This is a genomic window from Curtobacterium flaccumfaciens (genome assembly GCF_004361695.1).
Lineage (GTDB): Bacteria > Actinomycetota > Actinomycetes > Actinomycetales > Microbacteriaceae > Curtobacterium > Curtobacterium flaccumfaciens_B.
This window is the reverse complement of sequence record NZ_SNVW01000001.1, coordinates 1-23,564: the sequence shown is the minus strand read 5'-3', so window position 1 is coordinate 23,564 and position 23,564 is coordinate 1. Positions and strand designations below refer to the sequence as shown.

Here is a 23,564-nt window from a genome sequence, read left to right as displayed (position 1 = left end):
CGCGCTACGACGCCTCGGGGATGCGGACGGTGACCTCGAGCCCGCCGGAACGGACGTTGCGGAGGGACGCCGTGCCTCCAGCACGTTCCGCGACCGCGCGCACGATCGCCAGCCCGAGGCCGGAGCCGCCGGGCAGTGGGATCCCGCCGGTGGCCGGGTCGGGGTTCGGGCGGGACTTCCGGGCCTCGTCGGGCCGGGTGAACCGGTCGAACGCGACCGGGATGAACGATTCGGGGACACCGGGGCCGTCGTCGGTGATCTGCAGGACGCCCTCGCCGGTGGGGGTGCTCCGCCACGACACGAAGACGCCACCGCCGCGGGGGAGCGCGGCCACGGCGTTGCCGGCGACGTTCGTGACCAGCTGCGCCATCCCGCCGGTGTCGAGCCGGTACCGCGGTTCCGTGCTGCCGCCGCCGATGCCCGGGCCGGAGCCGCCGACGGTCACCGGTGGCTCGAGGTCGAAGTCGACGGTGATGTCCTTCGCCGATGCGATGAGCCGGACCCGGTCCACGGCGGACATCACCTCGTCGCCGAGGTCCGACCACGCGGTGAGGGGTTGCTCCTGGCCGTCCTGGTCGCGCCGTTCGGACTCCTCGATGCGCGAGAGCGCGAGCAGGTCGTTCGCCAGCCGCGACAGGCGCGCGACGCTGAGCTTCGCCCGCTCGATGTGGGCGGCGAGGGCTGCGGCGTCGTCGCCGTCGAGCGAGGCGAGGTCGAGCTGGGTGGTGAGGATCGCCAGGGGCGTACGGAGTTCGTGGCTGGCGTCCGAGACCATCTGGCGTTCACGCTCGGTGGCCTGGCGGGTGCGGGCGAGGAAGGCGTTCAGGGTGGTGGCGAGGGACGCCAGTTCGTCCTGGGCGGGCCCGACCGGCAGCTCCGCGCGTTCGGGAGCGACGGAGAGCCGTTCCGCCTCGCGCCGCATCCGGTTCACGGGGCGGAGTGCCGCGGTCGCGAGGGCCCACGACGCGATGCCGAACGCGACCAGGATCGCCAGGCCGGTGAGCGACAGGGTCGACGTGAGGTCGTCGACGACGATGGCCTCGGCCTGCGAGTTGCGCGCCGCGACGACGGTCCAGCGGCCGGCCTGGTTGACCGGGTGCTCGACGACGACGCGGTACTCCGACCCGGAGACCCGGATGAGCGAGGTGCCCGCCGGCGTCGACCTGAGGCTGCCGAGTGCTCGCTCGACCTTGGGTGGCATGGTCGACAGGGCGATGTCGCCCGTGGGGGACACGACCGCGACCAGCTGGGCGTTGCCGGGGGCGGACAGCTTCGGGACGCTGTCGACCTCGAGGGTGGCGACGTACGGGTCGGCGTCGGCGTCGAGCAGGGTGCGGGTCGCACTGGCGACGACGCTCACCACCTGGAACCGCATGACGAGCACGAGCAGCACGATGACGACCGCGGCGATGGCGGTCGAGCCGATGGTGATGCGCGACCGGAGGGAGAGCATCCGGAGCGGACGGAGCAGCCCGCGCCTCGGGGTGTCCGATCCGGACGTGGGCCCGGGTTCGGTCGTGCCCGGTCTGGTCACGCCCCGAGGAGGTCGAGCCGGTAGCCGCGGCCGCGAACGGTCGAGATCGCGACGGTGGCCTCGTGCGAGGTCAGCTTCTTCCGGAGGTACGAGATGTACTGCTCGACGACGTTCGGGTCGACGTGCTGCGAGCCGTCCCACACTTCCTCGAGGATCTTCGGACGATCGACGACGGTGCCGACGGAACGGGCCAGCAGGCGGAGCAGGGCGAACTCGGTGGGGCTCACGGCGACGCGCTGGCCCTTGATGAGGATGCGACGGGCTTCGGAGTCGATCGCCACGTCGCCCACCTCGATCGTGCGCGGTGCACCGGCGGACTCGCGACGCCCGAGCGCTCGGAGGCGGGCGGTGAGCTCGGCGAAGGCGAAGGGCTTGGTGAGGTAGTCGTCGGCGCCGGCGTCGAGTCCGAAGACCCGGTCGTCGACGGCGTCGCGTGCCGTCACGAGGAGGATCCGCACCGGGTCCTCGCGCTCACGGATGCGCCGGGCGAGCTCGAAGCCGGACATGCCGGGCATCATCACGTCCACGACGGCGAGGTCGAACGCCTGGTCGCCGAGCGCGATGAGCGCCTCGACCCCGTTCTCGACCGCGGTGACGCGGTACCCCTCAGCGGCGAGCCCACGCTCCATGAGCGCGCGCATCTCGTCATCGTCTTCGACCACCAACAGGCGCATAGCGACCTCCTCGGACCCATCGTGGCATCGAACCGGGGAAGCAGGGGTGTTCCGGCACCGAACTCACTGAATCTCGTCTCAGCGACGGGGTCGACGGGCAGGAGCGACGGAGTCGACCGGGCAGAACGGTCTGTCCCTCGTTCGTGGGACGTGAGGACTTCTTGCTTCGTTGCTAGGCTCGCGCACCGGACGGGGCGTACCCGACGCAGCGTCCGCACTGGGGGCACCATGAACGAAACGCCGGAACACCCGGCCCTCGTCCGACTCCGCGCCGAACTCGATGCCGCTTGGAAGGGCATCGGAGTCCTCGGCGACATGGAGGACGTCAGTCGCGACCGCGTCGTCGCCGAACTGCGTGCTGCGGTTCCCGACGTCGCCAGTCGTGCAGCGCGCGCGGCCGGTGCCGACGCGGCCGTCGCGGAGATCAGCCGGTTCGCCGAGGCGGAGGTGGTCGCGAGCGACGACGCTGTGCCGACCGCCACCATCTGGGACGACATCGTGCACACCGCGGCGGAAGCGGCGTCCGCCTCGCGCTGACGCGGTCTGACCGATCGGGGCGTGCGTCGCGCGTCCGCCGCGAGCGGGCGCATCCGTCCGCCCCGCGGCGAGCGGGCGCATACGCTGGGTCGCCGTCCCGCGCACCGTGGGCTTTCGCCCGCTCGCGCAGACGCGTGCCTGGAGGCGCGTGGCGGGGTCGACCCGTTCCTCCAGTCCGGCCCGTGTCGCGTCCGCCGCGAGCGGGCGGAACCGCTGGGTCGCCGTCCCGCGCACCGCGGGTTTCCGCCCGCTCGCGCTGACGCGTGCCTGGAGGCGCGTGGCGGGGTCGACCCGTTCCTCCAGTCCGTCCGGTGTCGCGCCCCGCCGCGAGCGGGCGGAACCGCGGGGTCGCTTTCTCGCGCACCGCGGGCTTTCGCCCGCTCGCGCAGACGCATGTCTGGAGGCGCGTGGCGGGGTCGACCCGTTCCTCCAGTCCGTCCCGTGTCGCGTCGCGGGCGCGAGCGGGCGGGACCGCTGGGTCGTCCTCGCGCGCACCCTGGCATTTCGCCCGCTCGCGCAGACGCACGCACGTGAGGACGGCCGCGCCGCAGCGCGAGCGGACGCGTCAGTCGTCCTCGCCGAGCAGCTCCTCGCGGACGCGCCGGATGTCCTCGAGCAGGGCCCCGATGAGCACCCAGTGCCGCGAGTTCGGCCGGATGACCTCGAGCGGTGCGGTCAGCGCGGGCTCCGACGGCATCGGGTCCGCACCGGCGACCGCCGACCCGGCACCGGCTCCGGCCTCGGCCCCGAACCTCCTGGCTCCGAACCTCCCGGCCCCGAACCTCCCGAACACGGACGACCCGAACACGGACGACCCGGACGACCCGGACGACACGGACGACCCCGACGCCCCCACCTCGGACGCCGCCACCCGCGCCCCGAGTGCCCGGACGTCGGCCCCGATGCGGGCGACCTCGGTGGCGATGCTCCCGACGACCGGGTCGGAACGGAGGTCCGGCGCGGTGTTGTCGTGGATCGCCCGGGTCATGCCGGTCACGCGGGTGACGAGCACGCGCAGGTGCTCGGCGGCCGCGAGGTCCTCGTCGAGGATCGTCCGGTGCCGCCCGCCGCGCGGGTTCATGGTGAGGGACTCCCGGGCCGCGGTGAGCGAGGCCTCGGCGCGGGCGTGCTGCTGCCGGAGCGCACGTGCCTGCAGGAGGGCCTCGTGCCAGCGGTCCCGGTCCCACCCCTCGGTGAGGCCGATCGCGATCCGCTCGAACGCGACCGCGGTGTCCCGAGCGAGCCGGGCGACGGCGAGGTGCGCCGGGCCGAGCAGCACCGGCGGGACGACGACGGCGTTGACGATGAGGGCGACGATCGCGCCGAGGACGGTCTCGAGGATCCGGTCGGCCGAGTAGTTCGGCGTCACGACGCCCGCGGTGAGCACGAGCATGCCGCTGATGCCCACTTGCGTTGCCGAGGTCGGGGTGAGCCGGAGCGCCCACGCGATGAGGATCGCGAGCACGATGACGAGCAGCACGACCCACACCGAGTCGCCGAGCAGCAGGTGGAAGCCGGTGGCGAGGACGACCCCGAGCACGACCCCGGCGCTCCGCTCGAGCCCCTTCACGAACGACTGGTTGATGCTCGGCTGGACGACGAGCAGCGCGGCGATGGCGGCGAAGGTCGGGAACGGGCCGTCGATGAGCACCCGGCAGAGCAGCACGGCGGCGACCACCGCGACCGCGGTCTTCACGACCTGCAGGAACGGCGTGCGGCTGGAGCTGCGGAGTCGCGCGACCGGGTTCACGACGACCACGGTAGCCACGGTCCGGACGCCGAGCCGTGCACGAACGCGACGAAACGTCCCCCGTCCGGTTGACTGGTCTCGTGTGGCCCAACCACGAACGCGTCATCCCGCAGGCCTTCGCCGGCTCCGGGACCTCCGTGGTGGCCGCACGCGCCCACTCCGTGGAGCCCTCGGGCAACGGGTACCTGTACGGGTACGAGGTGGACACCGTGGACCGGAACGGGCAGCGCGCCACGGTCCTGACCTACGTCGACACCGGTGGGACCCACGACCAGAACAGCGCCATCGTCACCGATCCGGCGACGGGCGACCCGGTGTCGGTGTGGGCGTACCCGAACGACCCCGGCCTGCCGGTGCTGCCGCAGGTGACCTACCGTGACGCGGTCGCCGAGCTCCTGACGACGCTCGGGATGCCGGTGACGAACCCGACGCTGACCGTCGCGGCCTACCGTCCGGGCAAGCGCGCGGTGGTCCGGGTCGACGCACCCGAGGGCACGGTGTTCCTCAAGGTCGTCCGACCGCACCGGGTCGCGCCGATCGAGAAGTCCCACGAGCAGTTCGTGTCCGCGGGGCTGCCGGTCCCGCGGGTGCTGTCGAGCCGTGGGGACGGGCTCCTCGTCCTCGAGCGCATCCGTGGCGTGCCCGCGGGCAGCCGGATCCTCGACATCGCCGACGACCCGCGGTTCGTGGCGTCGCTCGCCGCACTCACCGGCCGGATCGCGACGGTCCCGATGACGCAGCAGGCGCGCGCCGACGCGATGGACCACGCGGACTGGCACCGCCGAACCCTGGTGGCAGCGCTGCCGCAGGACGCCGAGGAGATCGACGCCCTGTACGACGCCATCGGCCGCCGCTCGATCGGTTGGTCGTCGGCGACGAAGCAGGTCGTGCACGGCGACCTGCACCTCGAGCAGGTCTTCGTCGACGAGGACGAGCCGTGGCGCATCTCCGGGCTGCTCGACATCGACACGGCGGGCTGGGGGTTCCCGGTCCGCGACATCGGCGCCGTGGTGGCGCACCTCGTCGTCACCGGGCTCTGGCACCGGTCGCGTGGGGACGCCGAGCGCGGCGCCGCGGCGGAACGACTCGCCGACGCCGTCGCCCGTGACTGGGTCGCACGGAACCCCGACCAGACCGACCGCATCGGCCCCGCCATCGGCGCGCAGCTCCTCGCCCACGCGGGCGGTCAGGCGACCACCGGCTCCGCGAACGGCATCCAGACCGCCGAGCAGCTCCTCGCCGCGACGCAGGCCGCCCTGGCGGACGCGGCCCCCGTCCTGCCGTCCGACGGGCTGGTCCGCCCGCGGTCCGCACCACAGGTCTGAACCGGCCCCGCCCCATGGGACGTGCGGTGCGGGTCGGGCGCGCACCGTGCCTCCAGGGCCGTCTGCCTGGAGGCGCGACTCGCGCGGGCGACGTCGACTCGCCTCTGTCGGTGGTCGGGGAGTAAACTGAGCGCGCACGCACCGGATCCCCGCGTGCCGCGTCGATTCCGGACGCAGCAGTCGGTCACTTGACCGACGTGGGGGACCGGATCCGTGGTCGTCCCGAGGGGGCGTCACGTGCGTGTGACGGCGCCGGATCCCGGCGCGGACCGTCGCATGCGGCACCACCCGGTGGCCGCTACGGGAACGGCCCGCGGGACTCCACCGGACGTCCCGACACGGGGACCGGCGAAGCAGCAGGCCACGGTGGCCTGCGAGCGCCGGAGCCGTGTCAGGCACCGGTTCAGGACTTCCGCCCCGAGGGCGGCTCGCCCGTCACGAACGGGCGGAACAGGAGGAGCGTTGGCTCGATCAGGCACCCGGCGAGCAGCCGGCGGCACGCGGACCGCATCCCGCCGTACCCGGCCGCTCGACAACGACGGCGTCATCCCCGTCCTCGCCCGCGCCGTGCGCGAGGTCGAGGCGGCCGCGCAGCGTGGCCCGCTCAAGGCGTCGAACCGCTCGAAGTTCCAGGCGGTCGCCCTGCTCATGCGCGAGGAACGCGCGCGGGTGAAGGCCGACACCGAGCTGACCGACTCGCAGCGCGCCGAGCAGCTCAAGCGGCTCGACGGCGTCGCCACGATCCTCGCGAAGACCGCGGCACGGGACACCAGCGTGATCCAGCTCCTCACCGAAGAGGCGTCGGTGAGCGAGGCGACCCGCACCGTCAAGCGCGACATGATGATCGCCGGCGGCATGGAACTGCAGCCGGAGGAACTCGTCATCGCCGCCGAGCCGTCGCCGTCGGTCGAGACCCCGGTGCGCTCCGTCGTGCCGCAGGCCGTCGTGCAGCGCCAGCTCGCCAACCCGTTCCTGCCGCCGGACTTCGCGCTCGCCGACCAGCCCGTCGCGCACCCGCGGCGCCTGGCGAACTGGGAGCTGTTCGGTCCGCTGTTCAAGTCGTTCGAGTACGGCGCGGGCGGGGGAGCGGCGACGATGCCGCTGCCGGAGCCCACGACGCTGCACTCCCGGTCCGGCACCACGCTCATGAAGCACCAGGCGGAGCTCATCGCGTCCGCCGCGCAGGGACACCGCACGTTCCTGCTCGCCGACGAGCCGGGCCTCGGCAAGACCGCGCAGTCCCTCCTCGCCGCCGACGCCGCCAACGCGTTCCCGCTGCTCGTCGTCGTGCCGAACGTCGTCAAGACGAACTGGGCGCGCGAGGCCGAGCGCTGGGTGCCGAACCACCGCGCCACCGTCATCCACGGGGACGGCGACGACCTCGACGGGTTCGCCGACATCATCATCGTGAACTACGAGATCCTCGACCGGCACGTCGGCTGGCTCGGGGCCTTCGGGTTCAAGGGCATGGTCGTCGACGAGGCGCACTTCATCAAGAACAAGGACTCGCAGCGGTCGAAGTTCGTGCTGCAGCTCGCCGAGAAGATCCGGCAGCGCACGGCGGCCCCGCTCCTGATGGCCCTCACCGGTACCCCGCTCATCAACTCCGTCGAGGACTTCCGTACCATCTGGGAGTACCTCGGCTGGATCGACGACAAGAAGCCGCGCGCGAAGCTCATGAACGAGCTCGAGGAGATCGGCCTCACGCCGGCCGACCCCGGCTTCTTCGTCGAGGCGCGGAAGGCCGTCATCGACCAGGGCATCGTCCGACGCCGCAAGGTCGACGTCGCGGCGGACATCCCGGCCCGCCGGATCGCCGACATCCCCGTCGAGCTCGACGGCGACGAGGGTCGCTCGATCCGCGACGCCGAGCGCGAGCTCACCGCGAAGCTCGTCAAGCGGTACCACCAGGCGCTCGACGCCCGAACCGGGCAGGACCCGGTCGTCGGCATCGACCACAAGCTCGTCCGGCAGGTCGCCCGCTGGGAGCTCGAGGACCAGGACGCCTCGTCGACCGGCGAGAACGTGTTCTCGATGGTCCGGCGCATCGGCCGCGCCAAGGCCCAGCTCGCGGCGGACTACGCGGCGCAGCTCGCCTCGAACGTCGGCAAGGTCGTGTTCTTCGCGAAGCACCTCGACGTCATGGACCAGGCGGAGGAGGTCTTCGCACGCCGGGGGCTCCGCACCGCCACGGTCCGCGGCGACCAGACGCCGACCCAGCGCACCGCCGAGATCGACTCGTTCGTGAACGACCCGGACGTCGCCGTCATCGTCTGCTCGCTGACCGCGGCGGGCGTCGGCCTCAACCTGCAGGTGTCGTCGAACGTCGTGCTCGCCGAGCTGTCGTGGACGTCGGCCGAGCAGACCCAGGCCATCGACCGCGTGCACCGCATCGGGCAGGAAGAGCCCGTCACGGCGTGGCGCATCATCGCCGCGCAGACGATCGACACGAAGATCGCCGAGCTCATCGACTCGAAGGCGTCCCTGGCCGCCCGCGCGCTCGACGGCTCGGACGAGGAGCTCGTCGACTCGGGCGACATCCAGCTCGACGCCATGGCGGCGCTGCTGACGGAGGCGCTCGAGCGCGGCTGAGCTGCTTGGGCTGGCGCGGCGCCCGGCGCGGCCCGGCGCCCGGCCCGGCGCGGCGCGGCCCGCGGCCCGGCGCGGTTGGCTTTCGCACAACAAAAACCCGCTCGAACCACGCGATTGCGCGGTTCGAGCGGGTTTTCGTTGTGCGCTGCTGCGGGGCGCGGGGCGCGGGGCGCGGGGCGCCGCGTCGGCGTCAGATGCGCGACTGGACCTCGGCGAGCGACGGGTTCGTGGCGGTGCTGCCGTCGGGGAACACCAGCGTCGGCACGGTCTGGTTGCCGCCGTTGACCTCGGCGACGAGCTCGGCCGTCCCCGGCGTCTGCTCGATGTCGACCTCGGTGTAGGGCACGCCGGCCTTCGTCATCTGGCTCTTCAGGCGTGCGCAGTACCCGCACCAGGTGGTCGTGAACATGGTGACGCCGCCGGCTTCCGGCACGAACGCGTCGCGGGTGATCGTCTCGCTCATGGGCTCAGGCTAACCCGTCGGACCGCGCTGGACCTGGTCGCTCGTGCTCTTCCCGCTCGTCGCGTTCGTCCTGGTCTTCCCGCTGAACAACGCGGTCCGGGACGCCCCGATGGCGTACTCGGTGAAGTCCTCCGTGTCGGTGGCCGTGGGAGTCGTGCCGTTCCTCGCCGCCATCGTCAGCGCCGTCGTCGCGAGCCGATTCTCCACAGATGCACCCGCCCTGGTCGAGCAGCACACGGAAGCCCTGGTAGACAAGAGCGCGTGAGCGACACGCACCTCGAGATCGAGCGCACCTACGACCTGCCCGAGGGCGGTGACCTCCCGGACCTGATCGGTGTCGGCGGCATCCTCCGCACCGACCACCAAGAGCCGTTCGCACTCGACGCGACCTACTGGGACACCGAACGCTACGACCTGGTGGCCGCGCGGGTGACCGTCCGTCGCCGCACGGGTGGCCCCGACGCCGGCTGGCACATCAAGCGGTCGGAGTCGGACACGGTCCGGCACGAGCAGCACTTCCCGCTCACCGACGACGCCGACGCCGTGCCGGACGAGGTCCTCGCCGCGCTCTTCACCGAGCGCCGTGGCCGGGGGCTCCGTCCGGTCGTCCGCATCACGACCACCCGCACCGTCACCCGGCTCCTCGACGAGGACGGCGACCAGATCGCCGAGCTCGCCGACGACCAGGTCACCGCGCAGCGCCTCGACGACGACGCCCCGGAGACACCGCGCACCTGGCGCGAGGTCGAGGTCGAGACCGTCGGTGGTGTCGACCCGCAGGTGGCACACGAGCTCTTCGCGGCCCTCGACGGCCGCTTCGCCGCGGTCGGCGCCGGCCCGGCGGCTGTCTCGTCGAAGCTCGCCCGCGGCCTCGACGGCGCGCCCGCAGCCCGCCTCCGGTCCGCGGACAAGCCCGAGAAGGGCACCGCGGCGCGCGCCCTGACGAAGCGGCTGCGGAAGCTGCGGACGGGCCTCCTCGACCAGGAGGCACTGCTCCGGTCCGGCGGGCAGGCGGACCTTCGTGAGACGGCCGAGATCGCGCTCGGCATCGCAGCGGTGACCGGTTCGTACCGGCCGGCGTTCCCGCCGACCGAGTCCGTCGACCGTGCGGTCGAGGCCGCCGAGGGGCTGGCGGCGGTGACCGCCCGTGCCGCCCTGGCCGAGTACCTCGTCGAGCGCCTGCCGCGTGCGTCGACTCCCGCGCAGGACGCCCTGGTCGACGCCATGACGCGGGAGCGCATCCTCGCCGCGACCCGGGAGCGCCGCGCCGTGGCCGTGCGGGACGTCGTCGCGTTCTTGCACAGCGAACCGTTCCTCGAGCTCCTCGACGTCCTCGACGACGCCGTGGAGCGGCCCGAGCCGACCGCGTGGGCGCTGCGCTCCCCGAAGAAGGTCGCGCAGGACGTGTCCGCGATCGAGAAGCCGCGCGTGCGGGAGCTCGTCCGCGACGCCGTGGGCGAAGACGACGAGACCACCGCGGTGCTCGAGCGGGAGACCGCTGCGCGCGAGGCGACCGAGCTCGCGTGGCGTGCGGCGACCCGTGCCCGGATGGCGATGGACGTGCTGCGGGACGATGCGTTCCCGCACGCGCTGTGGACGCGCATCGGCGACGCGGCCGACGTACTCACCGAGCGGGTGCGGTCACTGCACGCGCTCGACGTGCTCCGGGTGCACTCCGGGATCGCGGAACGCGGGGGAGAGGGCACCTTCGGGTACGGCGTGCTCGCCGGGGACCGGGTCCGCTTGGCAGAGGACTCCTACGACGAGGCGGTGCAGGCGCTCAACCGCGTGTGATCGCCGGACCCCGGACCCCTGACCCCCGGACCGGAGCCGGATCCGGACGGGACCCGGCCACGGCGCGCACCTCCGACGCCGGCCTGAACCCCTGGGCCGGCCGGGCGGCCCCACGGCCCACGGCCTCGGTTAAGCCGCCAGCCGGGCCCGCTACGCCGTCAGCGGGACAGCGGCCGCGGGCGCGACGTCGAACCGGCGTCCGGGGTAGCGCAGCCCGCTCCAGTACATGTTCGTGTGCGCGATGACGTCCGCGGCCGTGATGACGGTCCCGCCCCACTCCGCATCGGTCGTGGTGTGGGCGTCCTCGACCAGGGTGACGTCGAAACCCTCGGCGGCGGCACGCTGCGCCGTGGTCCGGACGCAGTAGTCCGTCTGTGCCCCGGTGACCACCAGCCGCGAGACGCCGAGATCGGCGAGCACGAGGTGCAGATCGGTGTCCGCGAAGGCGTCGCGGTAGGTCTTCCGGATGAGCGGCTCGGCGTCGTGCCGGACGAGCGGCGCCGCGAGCTGCCAGTCATCCGAACCGACGGCGAAGTCCTGTTCGTCCTGCACCCAGACGACGGGCGCTTCCTCTGCCCTGGCACGCTCGACGAGTCCGTCGATCCGGTCGACGACCTGCTGCCCGTCGATGCACGGCCGGACGACCCCCGCCTGGACGTCGATGACGAGCAGCGCGGTCGTCATCCGGCGGCGACCGGGTTCGCGTTCGCCGCCGCCGGCGTCACGTCGGCGAGACCGAGGACGTCGAGGAGCCAGGCGAGTTCGAACGCCCGCTCCTTCCACGAGTCGTACCGTCCGCTGACGCCACCGTGTCCGGCGGCCATCTCGGTCTTGAGGAGCACGGGCGCCCCGACCTCGCGGAGCTTCGCCGTCCACTTCGCCGGTTCGACGTAGAGGACCCGGGTGTCGTTGATCGACGTCACGGCGAGGATCTTCGGGTACTGCACGTCGTCGCGGACGTTCTCGTACGGGGTGTACTCGCTCATGTAGCGGTAGACCTCGGGGTCGTGCAGCGGGTCGCCCCACTCGTCCCACTCGATCACCGTCAGTGGCAGGTCGGGGTCGAGGATGCTCGTGAGCGCGTCGACGAACGGCACCGCGGCGAGGATGCCGGCGAAGCGTTCGGGTGCGAGGTTCGCGACCGCGCCCATCAGCAGCCCGCCGGCGCTGCCGCCCTCGGCCACGAGCCGGTCGGCGCTGGTGCGACCGGAGTCGATGAGGTGTGACGCCACCGCGACGAAGTCGGTGAACGTGTTCTTCTTCGTGAGGGTCTTGCCGTTCTCGTACCAGTGGCGGCCCATCTCGCCGCCGCCCCGGACATGGGCGACGGCGAACACGACACCGCGGTCGAGCATCGAGAGCCGCATCACGCTGAACCCGGGGTCGATCGAGTGCTCGTACGAGCCGTAGCCGTACAGGTGCAGCGGCGCGGGCTGGTCGGCGTCGACGGCGTCGCGGCGCCAGACGAGCGAGATCGGCACGCGCGTGCCGTCGGCCGCGGTCGCCCAGTCGCGCTCCTGCACGTAGTCGGCGGGGTCGTAGCCGCCGAGCACCGGCTGCCGCTTGAGCACGGTGACCTCGCCGGTGGCCAGGTCGAGGTCGCTGACCTCGGACGGCGTGACGAACGAGGTGAACCCGATCCGGAGCGTCGGCTGGTCCCACTCGGGGTTGCCGCCGAGCCCGGCGGAGAACAGTGCCTCGTCGAAGGGGACCTCGTGCGCGTCGCCGTAGCCGTCGCCCTCGATCGGGATGATCGCGATGCGGGGGAGCGCTTCGGACCGGTACTCGAGTGCGAGGTGCTCGGCGAAGGCGTCCACCGACTCGATGCGGCGCTCGGGGTCGTGCGCGACGACGACGCGGCGGTCGCGCTCGGAGGTGGGGTCGTCGGCGGGAACGTCGACGAGCTCGAAGTTCTCGGCGCCGTCGTTGTGGAGCACCAGGAACCGGTCGCTGCCGCCGACGATGGCGTGCTCGATCTCGTACTCGACGCCGTCGCGCCGCGGCCAGACGACCTGGAACTCGCCCGTCGGGTCGGCCGCGTCGAGCACGAGTGCCTCCGACGTGATCTTCGACCCGAGCTCGATGACGATGTACTGCGACGACCGGGTGACCCCGACACCGACCCAGTAGCGGTCGTCCGGCTCCTCGAAGACGAGCACGTCGTCGGTGGCGCTGGTGCCCACGGTGTGGCGCCAGATGCGGTCCGGGCGCCACGAGTCGTCGACGGTCGGGTAGAACACGTACCGGCCGGAGGGGTCGAACGTCGCGCCGGCGCCGGTGTTCGGGATCACGTCGCCGAGGTCGGTGCCGCTCGTCAGGTCGCGGACGTGCAGGGTGTACCGCTCGTCGCCTTCGACGTCGATGCCGTAGACCAGGCGGGTGCCGTCGTCGCTGATGTCGTAGGTGCCGAGCGAGAAGAAGTCGTGGCCGTCGGCGAGGGAGTTGCCGTCGAGGACGACCTGCTCGCCGGCGAGCGTCGCGGCGCCCTCGCCCACCGCGGGCGGGGTCCAGTCGTCGGGGCCGGCGATCGGCGCACGGCAGTGCACGCCGTACTGGCTGCCCTCGGCCGTGCGGGTGAAGTACCACCAGTCGCCCATCCGCACGGGCACGGAGAGGTCGGTCTCCTGCACGCGGCCCTTCACCTCGGCGAAGACCCGGTCGCGCAGCGCTCCCAGGTGGGCGGTCTCGGCGTCCGTGTGGGCGTTCTCGGCCTCGAGGTAGGCCAGGGTGTCCGGTGACTCCTTGTCCCGCAGCCACTCGTAGTCGTCGACGAAGTCGATGCCGTGGTGGGTCCTCGTGACTGGCCGCTTGGCGGCGATGGGAGGGGTGGCCTGTGCGTGCTCGCTGCTCACCACCCCACCCTATTCGCCCGCTGTCGGACGGCGGCCTGGACGCGGTCGCCGAACGCGGCGAGTTCGTCGGCGGCGGCGATCGTCACCCAGGCCCGGTCACGGCGCCGTTCGGTGACGGACCGCAGGACCCCGGCGCGGCAGAGGTCGTCGGCCACGGCGTCCACGGTGCCCCGCTCGCCGTGCAGGAGCTGGTCGAGTCGGTCCTCGGTGAGCACCGGGTCGCTTACGAGCGCCCGGCCGACCACGGCGTGCACGCCGTCGGCACACGGGCCGGCGCTCCGCTCCGCCGCGACCTCGTCGAGCAGCAGCGCGGTCAGGGCTGCCTCGTCGCAGACGGTCCCGATCGCGATGGCGACGTCGCGGACCCAGTCGTCCAGTCGCCCGTCGCGGAACCGCTCGAGGTGCCAGAAGTAGCGGTCGCGTTCGGCGACGAGTGCCGTGGCGACGGGGACCGTGACGAACCGGGCGAGTCCGCGTCGCCGGAGCACCGCGGCCATGAGCGCCCGGCCGATCCGCCCGTTGCCGTCGGTGAAGGGGTGGATCGACTCGAACTGGGCGTGGGCGATCGCGGCCTGTGCGACGGGGTGGAGGTCGTCGCGGTGCAGGAACACGAACAAGTCGTCCATCAGCCCCGGCACGAGCTCCGGTGGCGGCGGCACGTACCGGGCGAGTCGCGGGGAGCGTCCGCCACCGATCCAGTTCTGCACGTCGCGGTACCGACCGGCGTACCGCCCGTCGACGGGGTCGTCGCGCAGCAGCAGCCGGTGCGCCGCGAGCAGGGACGCTTCGGTGATGGTGCCCGAGCCCGCCGCGGCGACGAGGCCGTCGATCGCCCCGCCGGCACGCACCATCGCGGTCGCACCGGGGTCGGCGCGGATGCCGACGGCCGCCCGCGCGACGTCGTCGAGGGTGGCGTGCTCGTCCTCGATGCGGGAGGACGCGACCGCCTCGGTCCGGTCGAGCACACCGCCGAGCGCGGAGAGCCCCGTACCGTGCTGCGCGTCGAGCTCGCGGAGTGCCACCGCGGCACCGTCGAGCAAGGCGGCGGTGTCGGTGTCCGGCGTCCACACCGCCCGCGCGATGGTCGGCGGGATCGATGCCCGGACGGCGGTGGTCTCGCGGTCGGCGCGGGGACCGCGGACCGTGCTGCGCCAGGGCACGGTCGTCGTGGTGTGCGACGGCCAGTGCCGCTCGTGTGGGTTGGGTCCGGCCTGCTGCATGGTTCCTCCGTCGCCCGGGCGGGATCGTGGTGCTCCGACGGTAGGCACGGCACGTCCGGCGACGCCAGGAATCGGTATTCCGTATGCATGACGGCGATGTCGCCGCACCTCGCTACCGTGGTGGCATGAGCAACTCCTTCGTCGTCACGAACGCACACGTCGTCCCCGTCTCCGCCCCCGAGTTCGACGGCACCGTCGTCGTCGAGGACGGCAAGATCACCGCCCTCGGCGCGGACGTCGCCGTGCCGGACGGGCTCGAGGTCGTCGACGCCGGCGGCGCCTGGCTCGTCCCCGGCTTCGTCGAGTCGCACGGCCACGTCGGCATCCACGAGGAGGCGAACGGCGAGGCGGGCAACGACACGAACGAGATGACCGGGCCGAACATGGCCGGCGTCCGCGCGATCGACGCCATCGACATCGACGACGAGGGGTTCCGCGACGCCCTCGCCGGCGGCATCACGTCGATCGTGGTCAAGCCCGGCTCCGGCAACCCGATCGGCGGCCAGACCGTGGCGATCAAGACCTGGGGTGGCCGCACGATCGACGAGCAGCTCATCTCCGACTCGGTGAGCATCAAGAGCGCGCTCGGCGAGAACCCGAAGCGCGTCTACGGCGGGAAGGGCCAGACCCCGTCGACGCGGCTCGGCGTCGCGAAGATCATCCGCGACGCCTTCGTCGAGGCGCAGAACTACCGTGCGGCCCGCGACGCCGCCGCCGCGAAGGACGAGCCGTTCGCCCGCGACCTCACGAAGGAGACGCTCGTCCGCGTGCTCGACGGCGAGCTCGTGTGGGACCAGCACACGCACCGGCACGACGACATCGCCACGGCGATCCGCCTCTCCGAGGAGTTCGGCTACCGCCTGGTCGTGAACCACGGGACCGAGGCGCACAAGATCGCGGACGTCCTCGCCGAGAAGGACATCCCGGTCATCTACGGCCCGCTGTTCACCAGCCGGTCGAAGGTCGAGCTCCGTGACCGCGGCATCCCGAACCTCGCCACGATCGCCGCCGCCGGGGTCCGCGTCGCGATCACCACGGACGCGCCCGTCGTGCCGATCAACATGCTCGTCGACCAGGCGACCGCCGCCGTGAAGGAGGGCCTGCCCCGTCAGACCGCGCTCGAGGCGCTCACCACGAACCCGGCCGAGTTCCTCGGTTTCGGTGACCGCGTCGGCCGCCTCGCCGAGGGCTACGACGCCGACCTCGTCCTGTGGGACGGCGACCCCCTCGACGCCACCAGCCGCGCGACGCGCGTCTGGATCGAGGGCGCGTCCGTCTTCGAGTGGGCCGACGGGACCGGCGTCACCACCCCGCGCTGGTAGCGAGTCAGGTCGGACTGGAGGCGCGGTGCCAGCCCGCACCGCGCCTCCAGTCCGTCACCCGCGCACCACCGCGACGAGCTGGCGGCCGGCGCGCCCCGGGCGTCAGACCTCGCGCGCGAGTAGGAAGTCGTTGATGCCGGTCGTGAGCGCCGCGTCGATCGTCCGCGCGTTGCCGTTCACCTGCCGGATGGGCGCCGCCTGCCGGACGCTCGACACGAGCCAGGCAGCGTCGGCGGCCAGGAAGTCCTCGACGGTGAGGAGCTCGTAGGCGGTCTCGATGCCCTCCTGCTCGGCGAACCGGAACACGTCGGCCTGGGTCGTGCCGGCGAGGATCCCGATGTCGGTGCGCGGCGTGACGAGCCGGCCGCCGACCGACAGGACGAGGTTCGCGCGCGTGCCCTCGAGCACGTAGCCGTCGCTGGACACGAAGACGGCGTCGTCCGCGCCGCGACGAGCTGCCTCACGGAGGGCCGCCATGTTCACGCCGTAAGACAGCGTCTTCGCGCCCTGCAGCAGCCACGGCGAGGTCCGCTCGACGTCGTGCCGGTACCCGCGGTCGAGCGTGACGACCGAGATGCCCTCGGTGCGGGCCGCGGTGGAGTCGCCCGACGGCGCCGCGTACACCCACCCCGTCGGCCGGTCGGTGCCCTCGACGCCGCGGGTCAGGACGGTCTTCGCGAAGGCCTCGCGCACGGGGTCGAGCCGGGCGCAGACGGCCTCGATGGCCTGACGCCAGGCCTCAGGGTCGGGGGCCGGCAGGTCGAGCATCGCGGCGGAGCGACCGAAGCGGGCGAGGTGCGGTTCGAGCGCCTGGGGACGACCGTCGACGACCGTGATGGTCTCGAAGACGCCGTCGCCTCGGGTGATGCCGAGGTCCTGCACCTGGATGTGCTCCTCGAGCGGCTTCGCCCACGTGAAGGCGTCCGCGGCGGGGTCGTGCGGTGCGGCGTCGCGGGAGGGCTGGTTGAGGACGGCGAGGACGGTTTCGGTCATGGCCCCATCCAACCCCAGGTCAGCCGGCCTCGGGCAGCGCGCCCATCAGCTTCCACACCGCGGGCGTGAGCTCCGGGTGCTGCAGCGCGATCCGGCGGAGTCGGTGGTACTCCTCGCCCATCCGGGTGCCCTGGCCGGAGGCGGGGTGCATGGACCACTGCGCGCTCCGCTTGCCGATGGCCTCGTCGAGGTCGACGGCGTCGGCGCGCAGGATGAGGACGACCTGCTCGTCGACGGTCGGCAGGGTCGGCATGAACTCCCACGGGTCCTCGCCCTGACGGCTCCGGTGCTCGACGAGCATCGAGATCTCCTCGGCGGCCTCGGCGCGCAGCACTTCGAGGCTGCGCCCGGTCCTGCGGGGCTCAGCCATGGTGCCCCCGCAGCACGCCTGCCATGGAAAAAGCCTACGACAGAACTTCGGCCAGACTGAACACGTGACCGGTCGCGACGAGAGCAAGTCCCAGCACCCTGCGGTGGTCGTGGTCTACCTGCTGCGCGACGACGGTTCCGGCCCGCAGGTCCTGCTGGGGGAGAAGCGTCGCGGTCTCGGCACGGGCCGCCTGGTCGGCCCGGGCGGCAAGCGGGAGCCGGGGGAGTCCGCGATCGAGACCGCGGTGCGCGAGGTGCGTGAAGAGGTCGGCCTGCGGATCGAGGCTGCCGACCTGGAGGCACGTGGCACGTTGGACTACCGGTTCCCGTACCGCCCGTCCTGGTCCCAGGTCTCGGACGTCTTCGTCTGCCGCCGCTGGCAGGGCACCCCGTCGGGCAGCGACGAGCTGGAGCCCCGGTGGATCCCGGTCGACGCCGTGCCGTACGACGCGATGTGGGACGACGCACGGTACTGGCTGCCGGGCGTGCTCGCCGGCGGATCGGTGCAGGCGCGCTTCACCTTCGGCGAGGACGACGCGACGGTGTCCGGCTTCAGCGGCACCGGCGTCTGACGCGCGGGCGCCTTAGCGGGTGTGCGTGCGGGTGCTGCCCGTGCGTGCCTCTTCGGCGGCGGCGATGACCTCGGCGTCACCGCTCCGGCCGCCGAGCGGGCGCACGAAGAAGTCGATGATGCCGACCACGATGGCGCCGATCATGGCGAACATCGCCCAGCCGACGAACAGCCCCGCGACGTTCCGGCCGTCGGCGGGGGCGAGGAGGACGCTCGCGGCGTAGAAGCCGACCGTCAGCACGAGGAACACGACGACGACGGTGACGAGGACGCGGTGCCAGGCGATGCGGGGGGTCATGACCCCCAGGGTACCCGCCCGGCCACGGCTCACCGGTCCGCGTGCCGACCGTGGGGACGGTCGCCTGTCGCGTCCGGACCACCCGCGTCGGACCGGACCGGGGCCCTGGGAGCCTCGCCGCGCGGGACGGGACGGGTGCGTGGTCCGGTCCCCGCGCCTCCCGGCCGTTGCACCGGACCGGTGCGGTCCCCGTTCCGCACCACGGCGATGCGGCCGGTGGGCGTGGTCTCCGTCTCGAGGCCGTCGCGTCCACCGGTGAAGACGTCGCCGCCGACGCGGGCGTCCTCCCAGTCCTCGTCGCGGAGCACGCTCAGCGTGCCCGTCTCGGTCGAGGTGAGGCCGTGGCGTTCGAGTTCGGCGTCGCGCTCCTTGCCGAGGAACTCGCGGTTCGCGGTCTGGGCGTCCTGGAACATCGTCGTGCGGCCGGTGACGATCGCGCGGATGCGGCGGTGCTCCCACCACTTCTTGCCGAAGTACATGAGCACGAGGCCGGCGGCCGCGTAGCAGGCCATCGTGATGAGGCCACGGGCCGGACCGGGGCCGACGCCGTAGACCTGGTGCTTGATCATGTCGACCATGCTCGAGCCGACCACGACGTGGTTGAGCCACGCGAACGGCTCCGGCATGAACCACTTCGGGTACGCGCCACCGGACGACGGCATCGACAGGAAGACGAAGCAGATCATGGCGGGCGCGGCGATGAAGCGGCCGACGAAGTAGCTCAGACCGTTGACGGCGAGGCCGATCGCGACGATCCACCCCCACGCGATGAGGACGAGCTGGATCCAGTGCCCGTGGATCGCACCGAGGACCGGGCCGGCGAGCGTGTTCGTGATGAGGGAGATGACGAGGCCGCCGACGACGATGACGGCCATCCGGGTGCGGTGCCGGAGCGGGCCGCCCATGATGCCGATGAACATCGCGACCATGTAGCCGCCGATGCACCAGGCGAGCATGACGTACATCGCGACGGTGCCGTACTCGTCCCAGGCCGGCAGGGGTGCGAGTTCGGTGATCGTCGGCGCCGCGACCCCGATGCCGGTGAGGACCGTGCTGAGTGTGACGGGCACGAGCGAGGCGACCTGGAACTGGTGGGCGCTCGCCTTGAAGACCTCGTTCGTGCTCGGGTCGTAGGCCACCGCCATCGTGCCGGCGATGACGTCGTGCTTCGCCCGGGCGAGCGAGTCGTACACGTGGAAGACGTACTCGCCGGGGAGCGCCTTCTGCACCGCGGCGACGAGCGTCGGGTCGCTGCCGACCAGGGCGACGGGGACGTCGTGCGGGTGCGGGGCGTGGAACGCGAAGACGTAGCAGAGGCAGAAGCCGACGATGAAGAACAGCGGCATCCAGAGCTGCAGGCCGATCAGCTGCAGCGAGGGGTGCAGCGTGCCGAACCAGCGGCGGTAGCGGCTGATGCGCTGCGGCTCCGGCACGGGTGCCTGCCGGGTGCGGGCGCCGCTGCCGGACCGGGCTGGACGCGTTCCGGCGACCGGAGCACCCCGACGTGGCTTCGATCCGCCGCGCGTGGAGGGGCGGGTCGTGCGCTGCTTCGGAGCGGGGTCCTTCCGCGGCCCCCCGTCGCGATCCGGGAGGTCGTTGTTCCTGGGGACGTCGTTCCGCGGCGTGCTCACTCGGCGTTGCGCTCCTGTTCTGGGTCGGAGCGCCAGGATACGCCCGGCCTGCTCGGCGCGCGCCGGACGCCGCTGGCTGCGGCCGCGGGGGTCCGGGGGCTGCGTCCGCGGGGGCGGGGGCGGCGTCCGCCCTCGTCAGGACCGGCTGCGGGACGCCTGGGCCGAGTCCATCGCGAGCTCCTCGGCGTCGAGCGTCACGAGCACGCGGCGCATGACCTCTTCGTCGAGGTTCCCCTTCTCGCGCTCCTCGAGCACGATCTCGCGGCGGCGGTCGAGCAGCTCCCGCCGGATGTCCTGGATCTGCGAGCCACGGAGGCGGACCGGGGCGTTGCGCTCCTCGACCTCTTCCTCTTCGGCGTCGCGGCGGAACGTCTCCGCCTGCCGTTCGAGCCGTGCCTTGAGGCGGTTGACGACCGCGTCCACGGCTTCGTCCCCGTACTGCTTCGACCAGTCCGGGCGGCGCTTCTCGAGCAGCTCGATCGCCGCCTCGGTGGTGCGCTGGTTCAGGCGCATCTCGCTGCGGACGTCGGCGTCGTCCTCGGCCGGGTCCTGCACCTTGAGCGCACGGATGACGAACGGCAGCGTGAGGCCCTGCAGCAGGAGCGTGCCCACGGTGACGACGAACGCGATGATGAAGATGGTGTCCTGCGCGGGGATCTTCGTCGGGCTGACGACGACGGACACGGCGGCGGCGAGGGTGACCACGCCGCGCATGCCGGTCCACGAGATGACCGTGAGCTCCCGCCAGTTGAGCTTCGGCTCGGCCGTGCCGCGCAGCCACCGCAGTGACGGGTGCCCGCGCGAGAGCCGGATCCGGAGTGGACGGAGCCATCGCCCGTTGAACCGGTTCCGGACGTACGACTCGAAGACGAACAGCGGCCGGACGAGGATGACGACGACGAGCACCACGCCGGCGGCGGTCAGGGTCTGCGAGAGGCTGCGTTCGCTCACGACGAGGTCGTGCACGACGGTGTTGAGCTGCAGGCCGATGAGGGCGAAGACGAAGCCCTCGAGGATGACGTCGATGCTCGTCCACAGCGGGCGCTCCTGCAGCCGGGTCGCGTAGCCCTCCTTCGGCGAGTTGTAGCCGATGTAGAGGCCGGCGGTGACGACCGCGATGACCCCGGAGCCGGAGAGGTGCTCGGCCAGGATGTACGCCACGAACGGCAGCAGGATGCTCATGATCGTCTCGACCACCGGGTCGTTGATGCGCATCCGGATCCAGTGCACCAGCACGCCGAGCACACCGCCGACCACGAGCCCGACACCGATCGCCAGCCCGAAGATCCCGAGGTCCTGCCAGATGGTGAGCGACGTGCCCGCGATGATGAGCGTGAACACCCGGACCAGGGTCAGCGACGCGGCGTCGTTGATGAGGCTCTCGCCGGAGAGCACCGTCATCACCCGGCGGGGGAGTCCGAGCTTCCGTCCGATCGCGGCGGCGGAGACGGCGTCCGGCGGGGCGACGATCGCACCGAGCAGGATCGCCGCGGGGAGCGTCATGTCCGGGATGAGGAAGTACGCGACGACCCCGACGACCAGCGCGGTGACGATGACGAGGAAGATGCCGAGACGGCGGATCTGCTTGATCGACCCCCGGAAGCTCTGCCACGACACGTCGAGCGCCGCCGAGTAGAGGAGCGGCGGCAGGATCACCGTCAGGATCACCTCGGAGTCGATCTCCATCGGGGGCAGCCCGGGCAGGAACGAGGCCGCCAGTGCGACCGCGGTCACGAGCAGCGGCGCGGGGAGCCCCCAGGACCGGGCGAAGCCGGTCACCACGAGCGATCCGACCAGCAGGATGAGGAGCTCGACGGTGTCCATGACCTCCATTCTCCCAGAGGCATGGGTCTGCATCTGTACAGACGTGAAGGACCGGTGAACACGAGGTTGCGACCAGGGTTTGCCCTCCGACCGCCTGATGGGGAACACTGGCCCGCGGTGGACATCACACTCATAGTCGTCCTGGTCATCGCGTTGGCCCTCTTCTTCGACTTCACAAACGGATTTCACGACACCGCCAACGCGATGGCGACACCGATCGCAACCGGTGCGATGAAGCCCAAGGTCGCCGTCACGGTGGCCGCGGTGCTCAACCTCATCGGTGCGTTCCTCAGCACGGCGGTCGCGACGTCGATCTCGCACGGGCTGATCAACGAGGGACCCGGTGGCGTCGCGATCAGCCCCGAGATGATCTTCGCGGGACTCATCGGCGCGGTCGTGTGGAACATGATCACGTGGCTGCGCGGCCTGCCCTCGTCGTCCTCGCACGCGCTGTTCGGTGGCCTGATCGGTGCCGCGATCGTCGGCGCCGGGTTCCAGGCGGTGAACTACGCGGCACTCCTCACCGTGGTGATCATCCCCGCGTTCCTGTCGCCCGTGATCGCCGCGCTGGTGTCCTTCCTGTCGACGCGCATCGCGTACCGGATCACCCGACGCCCGGTGTTCCCGAACGAGCGCGGCGGGTTCCGGATCGGTCAGATCTTCACGAGCTCGATGGTGTCCCTCGCGCACGGCACGAACGACGCGCAGAAGACGATGGGTGTCATCACGCTCACGCTCATCGCGTCCGGTGCGCAGTCGTCGAACCAGGGCGTGCAGTTCTGGGTCATCGTCGCCTGCGCCCTCGCGATCGCGCTCGGCACCTACACCGGTGGCTGGCGCATCATCCGCACGCTCGGTTCGGGCCTCACCGAGATCCGTGCGACGCAGGGCTTCGCGGCCGAGGCGTCCACCGCCGCCACGATCCTGGCCTCGAGCCACCTCGGCTTCGCGCTGTCCACCACGCAGGTGTCGTCCGGCTCGATCATCGGCGCCGGGCTCGGTCGCCGCGGGTCGAAGATCCAGTGGTCGACCGCGGGCAAGATCGTCATCGCCTGGTTCATCACGCTGCCCGCCTCGGCCGCGGTCGGTGCGGTCGCCTCGGGCATCGCGCGCTTCGGCGTCGTCGGGCTCGTGATCGATGCCGTCGTCGGGGCCCTCGTCATCCTCGGCCTGTACCTCTGGTCGCTCCGGAAGCCGCACGAGCAGGCCTCCGCGATCGAGGTCGACGTGGCCGCGAACGCGGTCCTCACCCGCAAGGAGCTGCGCGACCTGCAGCGGAAGAAGCGCGCGGAGACGGTCGCCGCCCGCCGCGCCGAGCTCAGCCGCGAGCGCACCCTGCGCCGCATGGCCGGACGCAAGGGAGGCCGTCGCTGATGGGCATCGATTGGTTTGCGTTCCTGACGGTCGCGATCGTCGCACTCGTCGGCGCCTGCTTCGTGGTCACCGTCTACTCGGTCGGCCTCCGCTTCTGGAGCGCCGCCGACACCCGCGCCGGCAAGTACACCGTCAAGGACGACGGCACGGTCGGCCCGGCCACGAGCGGCTTCCCGCTGCCCGGCAACACGCCCCCGGGCGTCCGGGTCTTCCGCGCGCTGTCGGTCGTCTGCTTCGCGATCTCCGCGGCCGCCGTGCTCTACGGCATCTACCTGATCGTCCCGCAGTTCCACTGACGCGGGTCGCCTGACGCGACCCCCTGACGCGACCGCCTGACGCGACCGCCTGACGGCCTGGAGGCGCGGTGCCAGTGGACTGGTCCCCGGTTCTTGGACTGATTAGTCGGTTCGAGATCCGGGGATGGTTCGTGTGGGTGGTACC

Annotated in this window: 21 protein-coding genes; 9 read left to right on the top strand and 12 right to left on the bottom strand. The window is 72.1% G+C overall.

Annotated features, from left to right (window positions below):
* Positions 1-4: 4 nt before the first annotated feature.
* Both EDF64_RS00100 and EDF64_RS00095 read right to left on the bottom strand, forming a co-directional pair.
* Complete coding sequence (locus EDF64_RS00100) at positions 5-1,534, bottom strand: sensor histidine kinase (RefSeq protein WP_243736178.1); 1,530 nt, start codon at positions 1,532-1,534, stop codon at positions 5-7.
* Complete coding sequence (locus EDF64_RS00095) at positions 1,531-2,208, bottom strand: response regulator transcription factor (RefSeq protein ID WP_070416542.1); 678 nt, start codon at positions 2,206-2,208, stop codon at positions 1,531-1,533. The genes EDF64_RS00100 and EDF64_RS00095 overlap by 4 nt, the downstream gene beginning before the upstream one ends.
* 228 nt (positions 2,209-2,436) lie before the next feature.
* Between EDF64_RS00095 and EDF64_RS00090 the strand changes: the two genes are divergently transcribed.
* Positions 2,437-2,745, top strand: coding sequence for a hypothetical protein (locus EDF64_RS00090; protein ID WP_133518102.1), 309 nt, complete (start codon positions 2,437-2,439; stop codon positions 2,743-2,745).
* A gap of 565 nt (positions 2,746-3,310) precedes the next feature.
* Here the strand turns inward: EDF64_RS00090 and EDF64_RS00085 are convergent.
* On the bottom strand, positions 3,311-4,495 hold the full coding sequence (locus EDF64_RS00085) for an FUSC family protein (RefSeq protein ID WP_166645537.1): 1,185 nt from the start codon (positions 4,493-4,495) through the stop codon (positions 3,311-3,313).
* 80 nt (positions 4,496-4,575) lie between these two features.
* Here EDF64_RS00085 and EDF64_RS00080 point away from each other — a divergent pair, with 80 nt between their 5' ends.
* On the top strand, positions 4,576-5,820 hold the full coding sequence (locus EDF64_RS00080) for a phosphotransferase enzyme family protein (RefSeq protein ID WP_133518100.1): 1,245 nt from the start codon (positions 4,576-4,578) through the stop codon (positions 5,818-5,820).
* Positions 5,821-6,282: 462 nt separating this feature from the next.
* Positions 6,283-8,412, top strand: coding sequence for a DEAD/DEAH box helicase (locus EDF64_RS00075; protein ID WP_166645536.1), 2,130 nt, complete (start codon positions 6,283-6,285; stop codon positions 8,410-8,412).
* Between the two features lie 190 nt (positions 8,413-8,602).
* On the opposite strand, the gene EDF64_RS00070 is transcribed toward EDF64_RS00075, so the two are convergent.
* Positions 8,603-8,875, bottom strand: a complete 273-nt coding sequence (locus EDF64_RS00070) for a mycoredoxin (RefSeq protein ID WP_133518099.1) — start codon at positions 8,873-8,875, stop codon at positions 8,603-8,605.
* A 43-nt stretch (positions 8,876-8,918) separates the two neighbouring features.
* Here EDF64_RS00070 and EDF64_RS18030 point away from each other — a divergent pair, with 43 nt between their 5' ends.
* A complete protein-coding gene (locus EDF64_RS18030) occupies positions 8,919-9,140 on the top strand; it encodes a hypothetical protein (RefSeq protein WP_166645535.1) in 222 nt (73 codons plus the stop codon).
* The gene (locus EDF64_RS00065; protein WP_166645534.1) at positions 9,137-10,669 is read left to right on the top strand and encodes a CYTH domain-containing protein; all 1,533 of its coding nucleotides are present in this window, start codon (positions 9,137-9,139) and stop codon (positions 10,667-10,669) included. Before EDF64_RS18030 ends, EDF64_RS00065 begins: the two co-directional genes overlap by 4 nt.
* A gap of 150 nt (positions 10,670-10,819) precedes the next feature.
* On the opposite strand, the gene EDF64_RS00060 is transcribed toward EDF64_RS00065, so the two are convergent.
* From EDF64_RS00060 to EDF64_RS00050, 3 genes are read right to left on the bottom strand one after another with little or no spacing between them, the layout of a single operon-like run.
* Positions 10,820-11,353, bottom strand: a complete 534-nt coding sequence (locus tag EDF64_RS00060) for a cysteine hydrolase family protein (RefSeq protein ID WP_133518097.1) — start codon at positions 11,351-11,353, stop codon at positions 10,820-10,822.
* Positions 11,350-13,521: a S9 family peptidase gene (locus tag EDF64_RS00055; RefSeq protein ID WP_133518096.1), complete on the bottom strand. Its 2,172-nt coding sequence runs from the start codon at positions 13,519-13,521 to the stop codon at positions 11,350-11,352. The genes EDF64_RS00060 and EDF64_RS00055 overlap by 4 nt, the downstream gene beginning before the upstream one ends.
* Positions 13,518-14,741 (bottom strand): Fic family protein, encoded by a 1,224-nt coding sequence (locus EDF64_RS00050; RefSeq protein WP_133518095.1) that lies wholly within the window; start codon positions 14,739-14,741, stop codon positions 13,518-13,520. Before EDF64_RS00050 ends, EDF64_RS00055 begins: the two co-directional genes overlap by 4 nt.
* A gap of 125 nt (positions 14,742-14,866) precedes the next feature.
* Here EDF64_RS00050 and EDF64_RS00045 point away from each other — a divergent pair, with 125 nt between their 5' ends.
* Entirely contained in the window at positions 14,867-16,063 is a 1,197-nt protein-coding gene (locus tag EDF64_RS00045) for an amidohydrolase (RefSeq protein WP_133518094.1), read from the top strand.
* A 102-nt stretch (positions 16,064-16,165) separates the two neighbouring features.
* Here the strand turns inward: EDF64_RS00045 and EDF64_RS00040 are convergent, their stop codons facing one another.
* The gene (locus tag EDF64_RS00040; RefSeq protein ID WP_133518093.1) at positions 16,166-17,056 is read right to left on the bottom strand and encodes an aminodeoxychorismate lyase; all 891 of its coding nucleotides are present in this window, start codon (positions 17,054-17,056) and stop codon (positions 16,166-16,168) included.
* A gap of 19 nt (positions 17,057-17,075) precedes the next feature.
* Positions 17,076-17,426 carry a tryptophan synthase subunit alpha gene (locus EDF64_RS00035; RefSeq protein WP_071293782.1) on the bottom strand — a complete coding sequence of 117 codons (351 nt, stop codon included), beginning with the start codon at positions 17,424-17,426 and terminating at the stop codon, positions 17,076-17,078.
* 64 nt (positions 17,427-17,490) lie between these two features.
* On the opposite strand from EDF64_RS00035, the gene EDF64_RS00030 reads away from it, so the two are divergent.
* Positions 17,491-17,997 (top strand): 8-oxo-dGTP diphosphatase, encoded by a 507-nt coding sequence (locus tag EDF64_RS00030; RefSeq protein WP_208108789.1) that lies wholly within the window; start codon positions 17,491-17,493, stop codon positions 17,995-17,997.
* Between the two features lie 12 nt (positions 17,998-18,009).
* On the opposite strand, the gene EDF64_RS00025 is transcribed toward EDF64_RS00030, so the two are convergent.
* From EDF64_RS00025 to EDF64_RS00015, 3 genes are all read right to left on the bottom strand, one after another.
* Positions 18,010-18,294, bottom strand: coding sequence for a hypothetical protein (locus EDF64_RS00025; protein ID WP_133518091.1), 285 nt, complete (start codon positions 18,292-18,294; stop codon positions 18,010-18,012).
* Positions 18,295-18,323: 29 nt separating this feature from the next.
* A complete protein-coding gene (locus tag EDF64_RS00020; RefSeq protein WP_133518090.1) occupies positions 18,324-19,727 on the bottom strand; it encodes an ABC transporter permease in 1,404 nt (467 codons plus the stop codon).
* A gap of 333 nt (positions 19,728-20,060) precedes the next feature.
* Positions 20,061-21,749: a cation:proton antiporter gene (locus EDF64_RS00015; protein ID WP_133518089.1), complete on the bottom strand. Its 1,689-nt coding sequence runs from the start codon at positions 21,747-21,749 to the stop codon at positions 20,061-20,063.
* Between the two features lie 117 nt (positions 21,750-21,866).
* On the opposite strand from EDF64_RS00015, the gene EDF64_RS00010 reads away from it, so the two are divergent.
* Together EDF64_RS00010 and EDF64_RS00005 are read left to right on the top strand one after the other, a co-directional pair.
* The gene (locus EDF64_RS00010; protein ID WP_243736177.1) at positions 21,867-23,123 is read left to right on the top strand and encodes an inorganic phosphate transporter; all 1,257 of its coding nucleotides are present in this window, start codon (positions 21,867-21,869) and stop codon (positions 23,121-23,123) included.
* Positions 23,123-23,419 carry a hypothetical protein gene (locus tag EDF64_RS00005; RefSeq protein WP_133518088.1) on the top strand — a complete coding sequence of 99 codons (297 nt, stop codon included), beginning with the start codon at positions 23,123-23,125 and terminating at the stop codon, positions 23,417-23,419. The genes EDF64_RS00010 and EDF64_RS00005 overlap by 1 nt, the downstream gene beginning before the upstream one ends.
* Positions 23,420-23,564: the final 145 nt, after the last annotated feature.

Coding starts and splice junctions, on each gene's coding strand:
- EDF64_RS00095 (WP_070416542.1), bottom strand. CDS start 2,208: ATGCGCCTGTTGGTGGTCGAAGACGATGACGAGATGCGCGCGCTCATG.
- EDF64_RS00090 (WP_133518102.1), top strand. CDS start 2,437: ATGAACGAAACGCCGGAACACCCGGCCCTCGTCCGACTCCGCGCCGAA.
- EDF64_RS00070 (WP_133518099.1), bottom strand. CDS start 8,875: ATGAGCGAGACGATCACCCGCGACGCGTTCGTGCCGGAAGCCGGCGGC.
- EDF64_RS00060 (WP_133518097.1), bottom strand. CDS start 11,353: ATGACGACCGCGCTGCTCGTCATCGACGTCCAGGCGGGGGTCGTCCGG.
- EDF64_RS00050 (WP_133518095.1), bottom strand. CDS start 14,741: ATGCAGCAGGCCGGACCCAACCCACACGAGCGGCACTGGCCGTCGCAC.
- EDF64_RS00045 (WP_133518094.1), top strand. CDS start 14,867: ATGAGCAACTCCTTCGTCGTCACGAACGCACACGTCGTCCCCGTCTCC.
- EDF64_RS00040 (WP_133518093.1), bottom strand. CDS start 17,056: ATGACCGAAACCGTCCTCGCCGTCCTCAACCAGCCCTCCCGCGACGCC.
- EDF64_RS00035 (WP_071293782.1), bottom strand. CDS start 17,426: ATGGCTGAGCCCCGCAGGACCGGGCGCAGCCTCGAAGTGCTGCGCGCC.
- EDF64_RS00025 (WP_133518091.1), bottom strand. CDS start 18,294: ATGACCCCCCGCATCGCCTGGCACCGCGTCCTCGTCACCGTCGTCGTC.
- EDF64_RS00015 (WP_133518089.1), bottom strand. CDS start 21,749: ATGGACACCGTCGAGCTCCTCATCCTGCTGGTCGGATCGCTCGTGGTG.
- EDF64_RS00005 (WP_133518088.1), top strand. CDS start 23,123: ATGGGCATCGATTGGTTTGCGTTCCTGACGGTCGCGATCGTCGCACTC.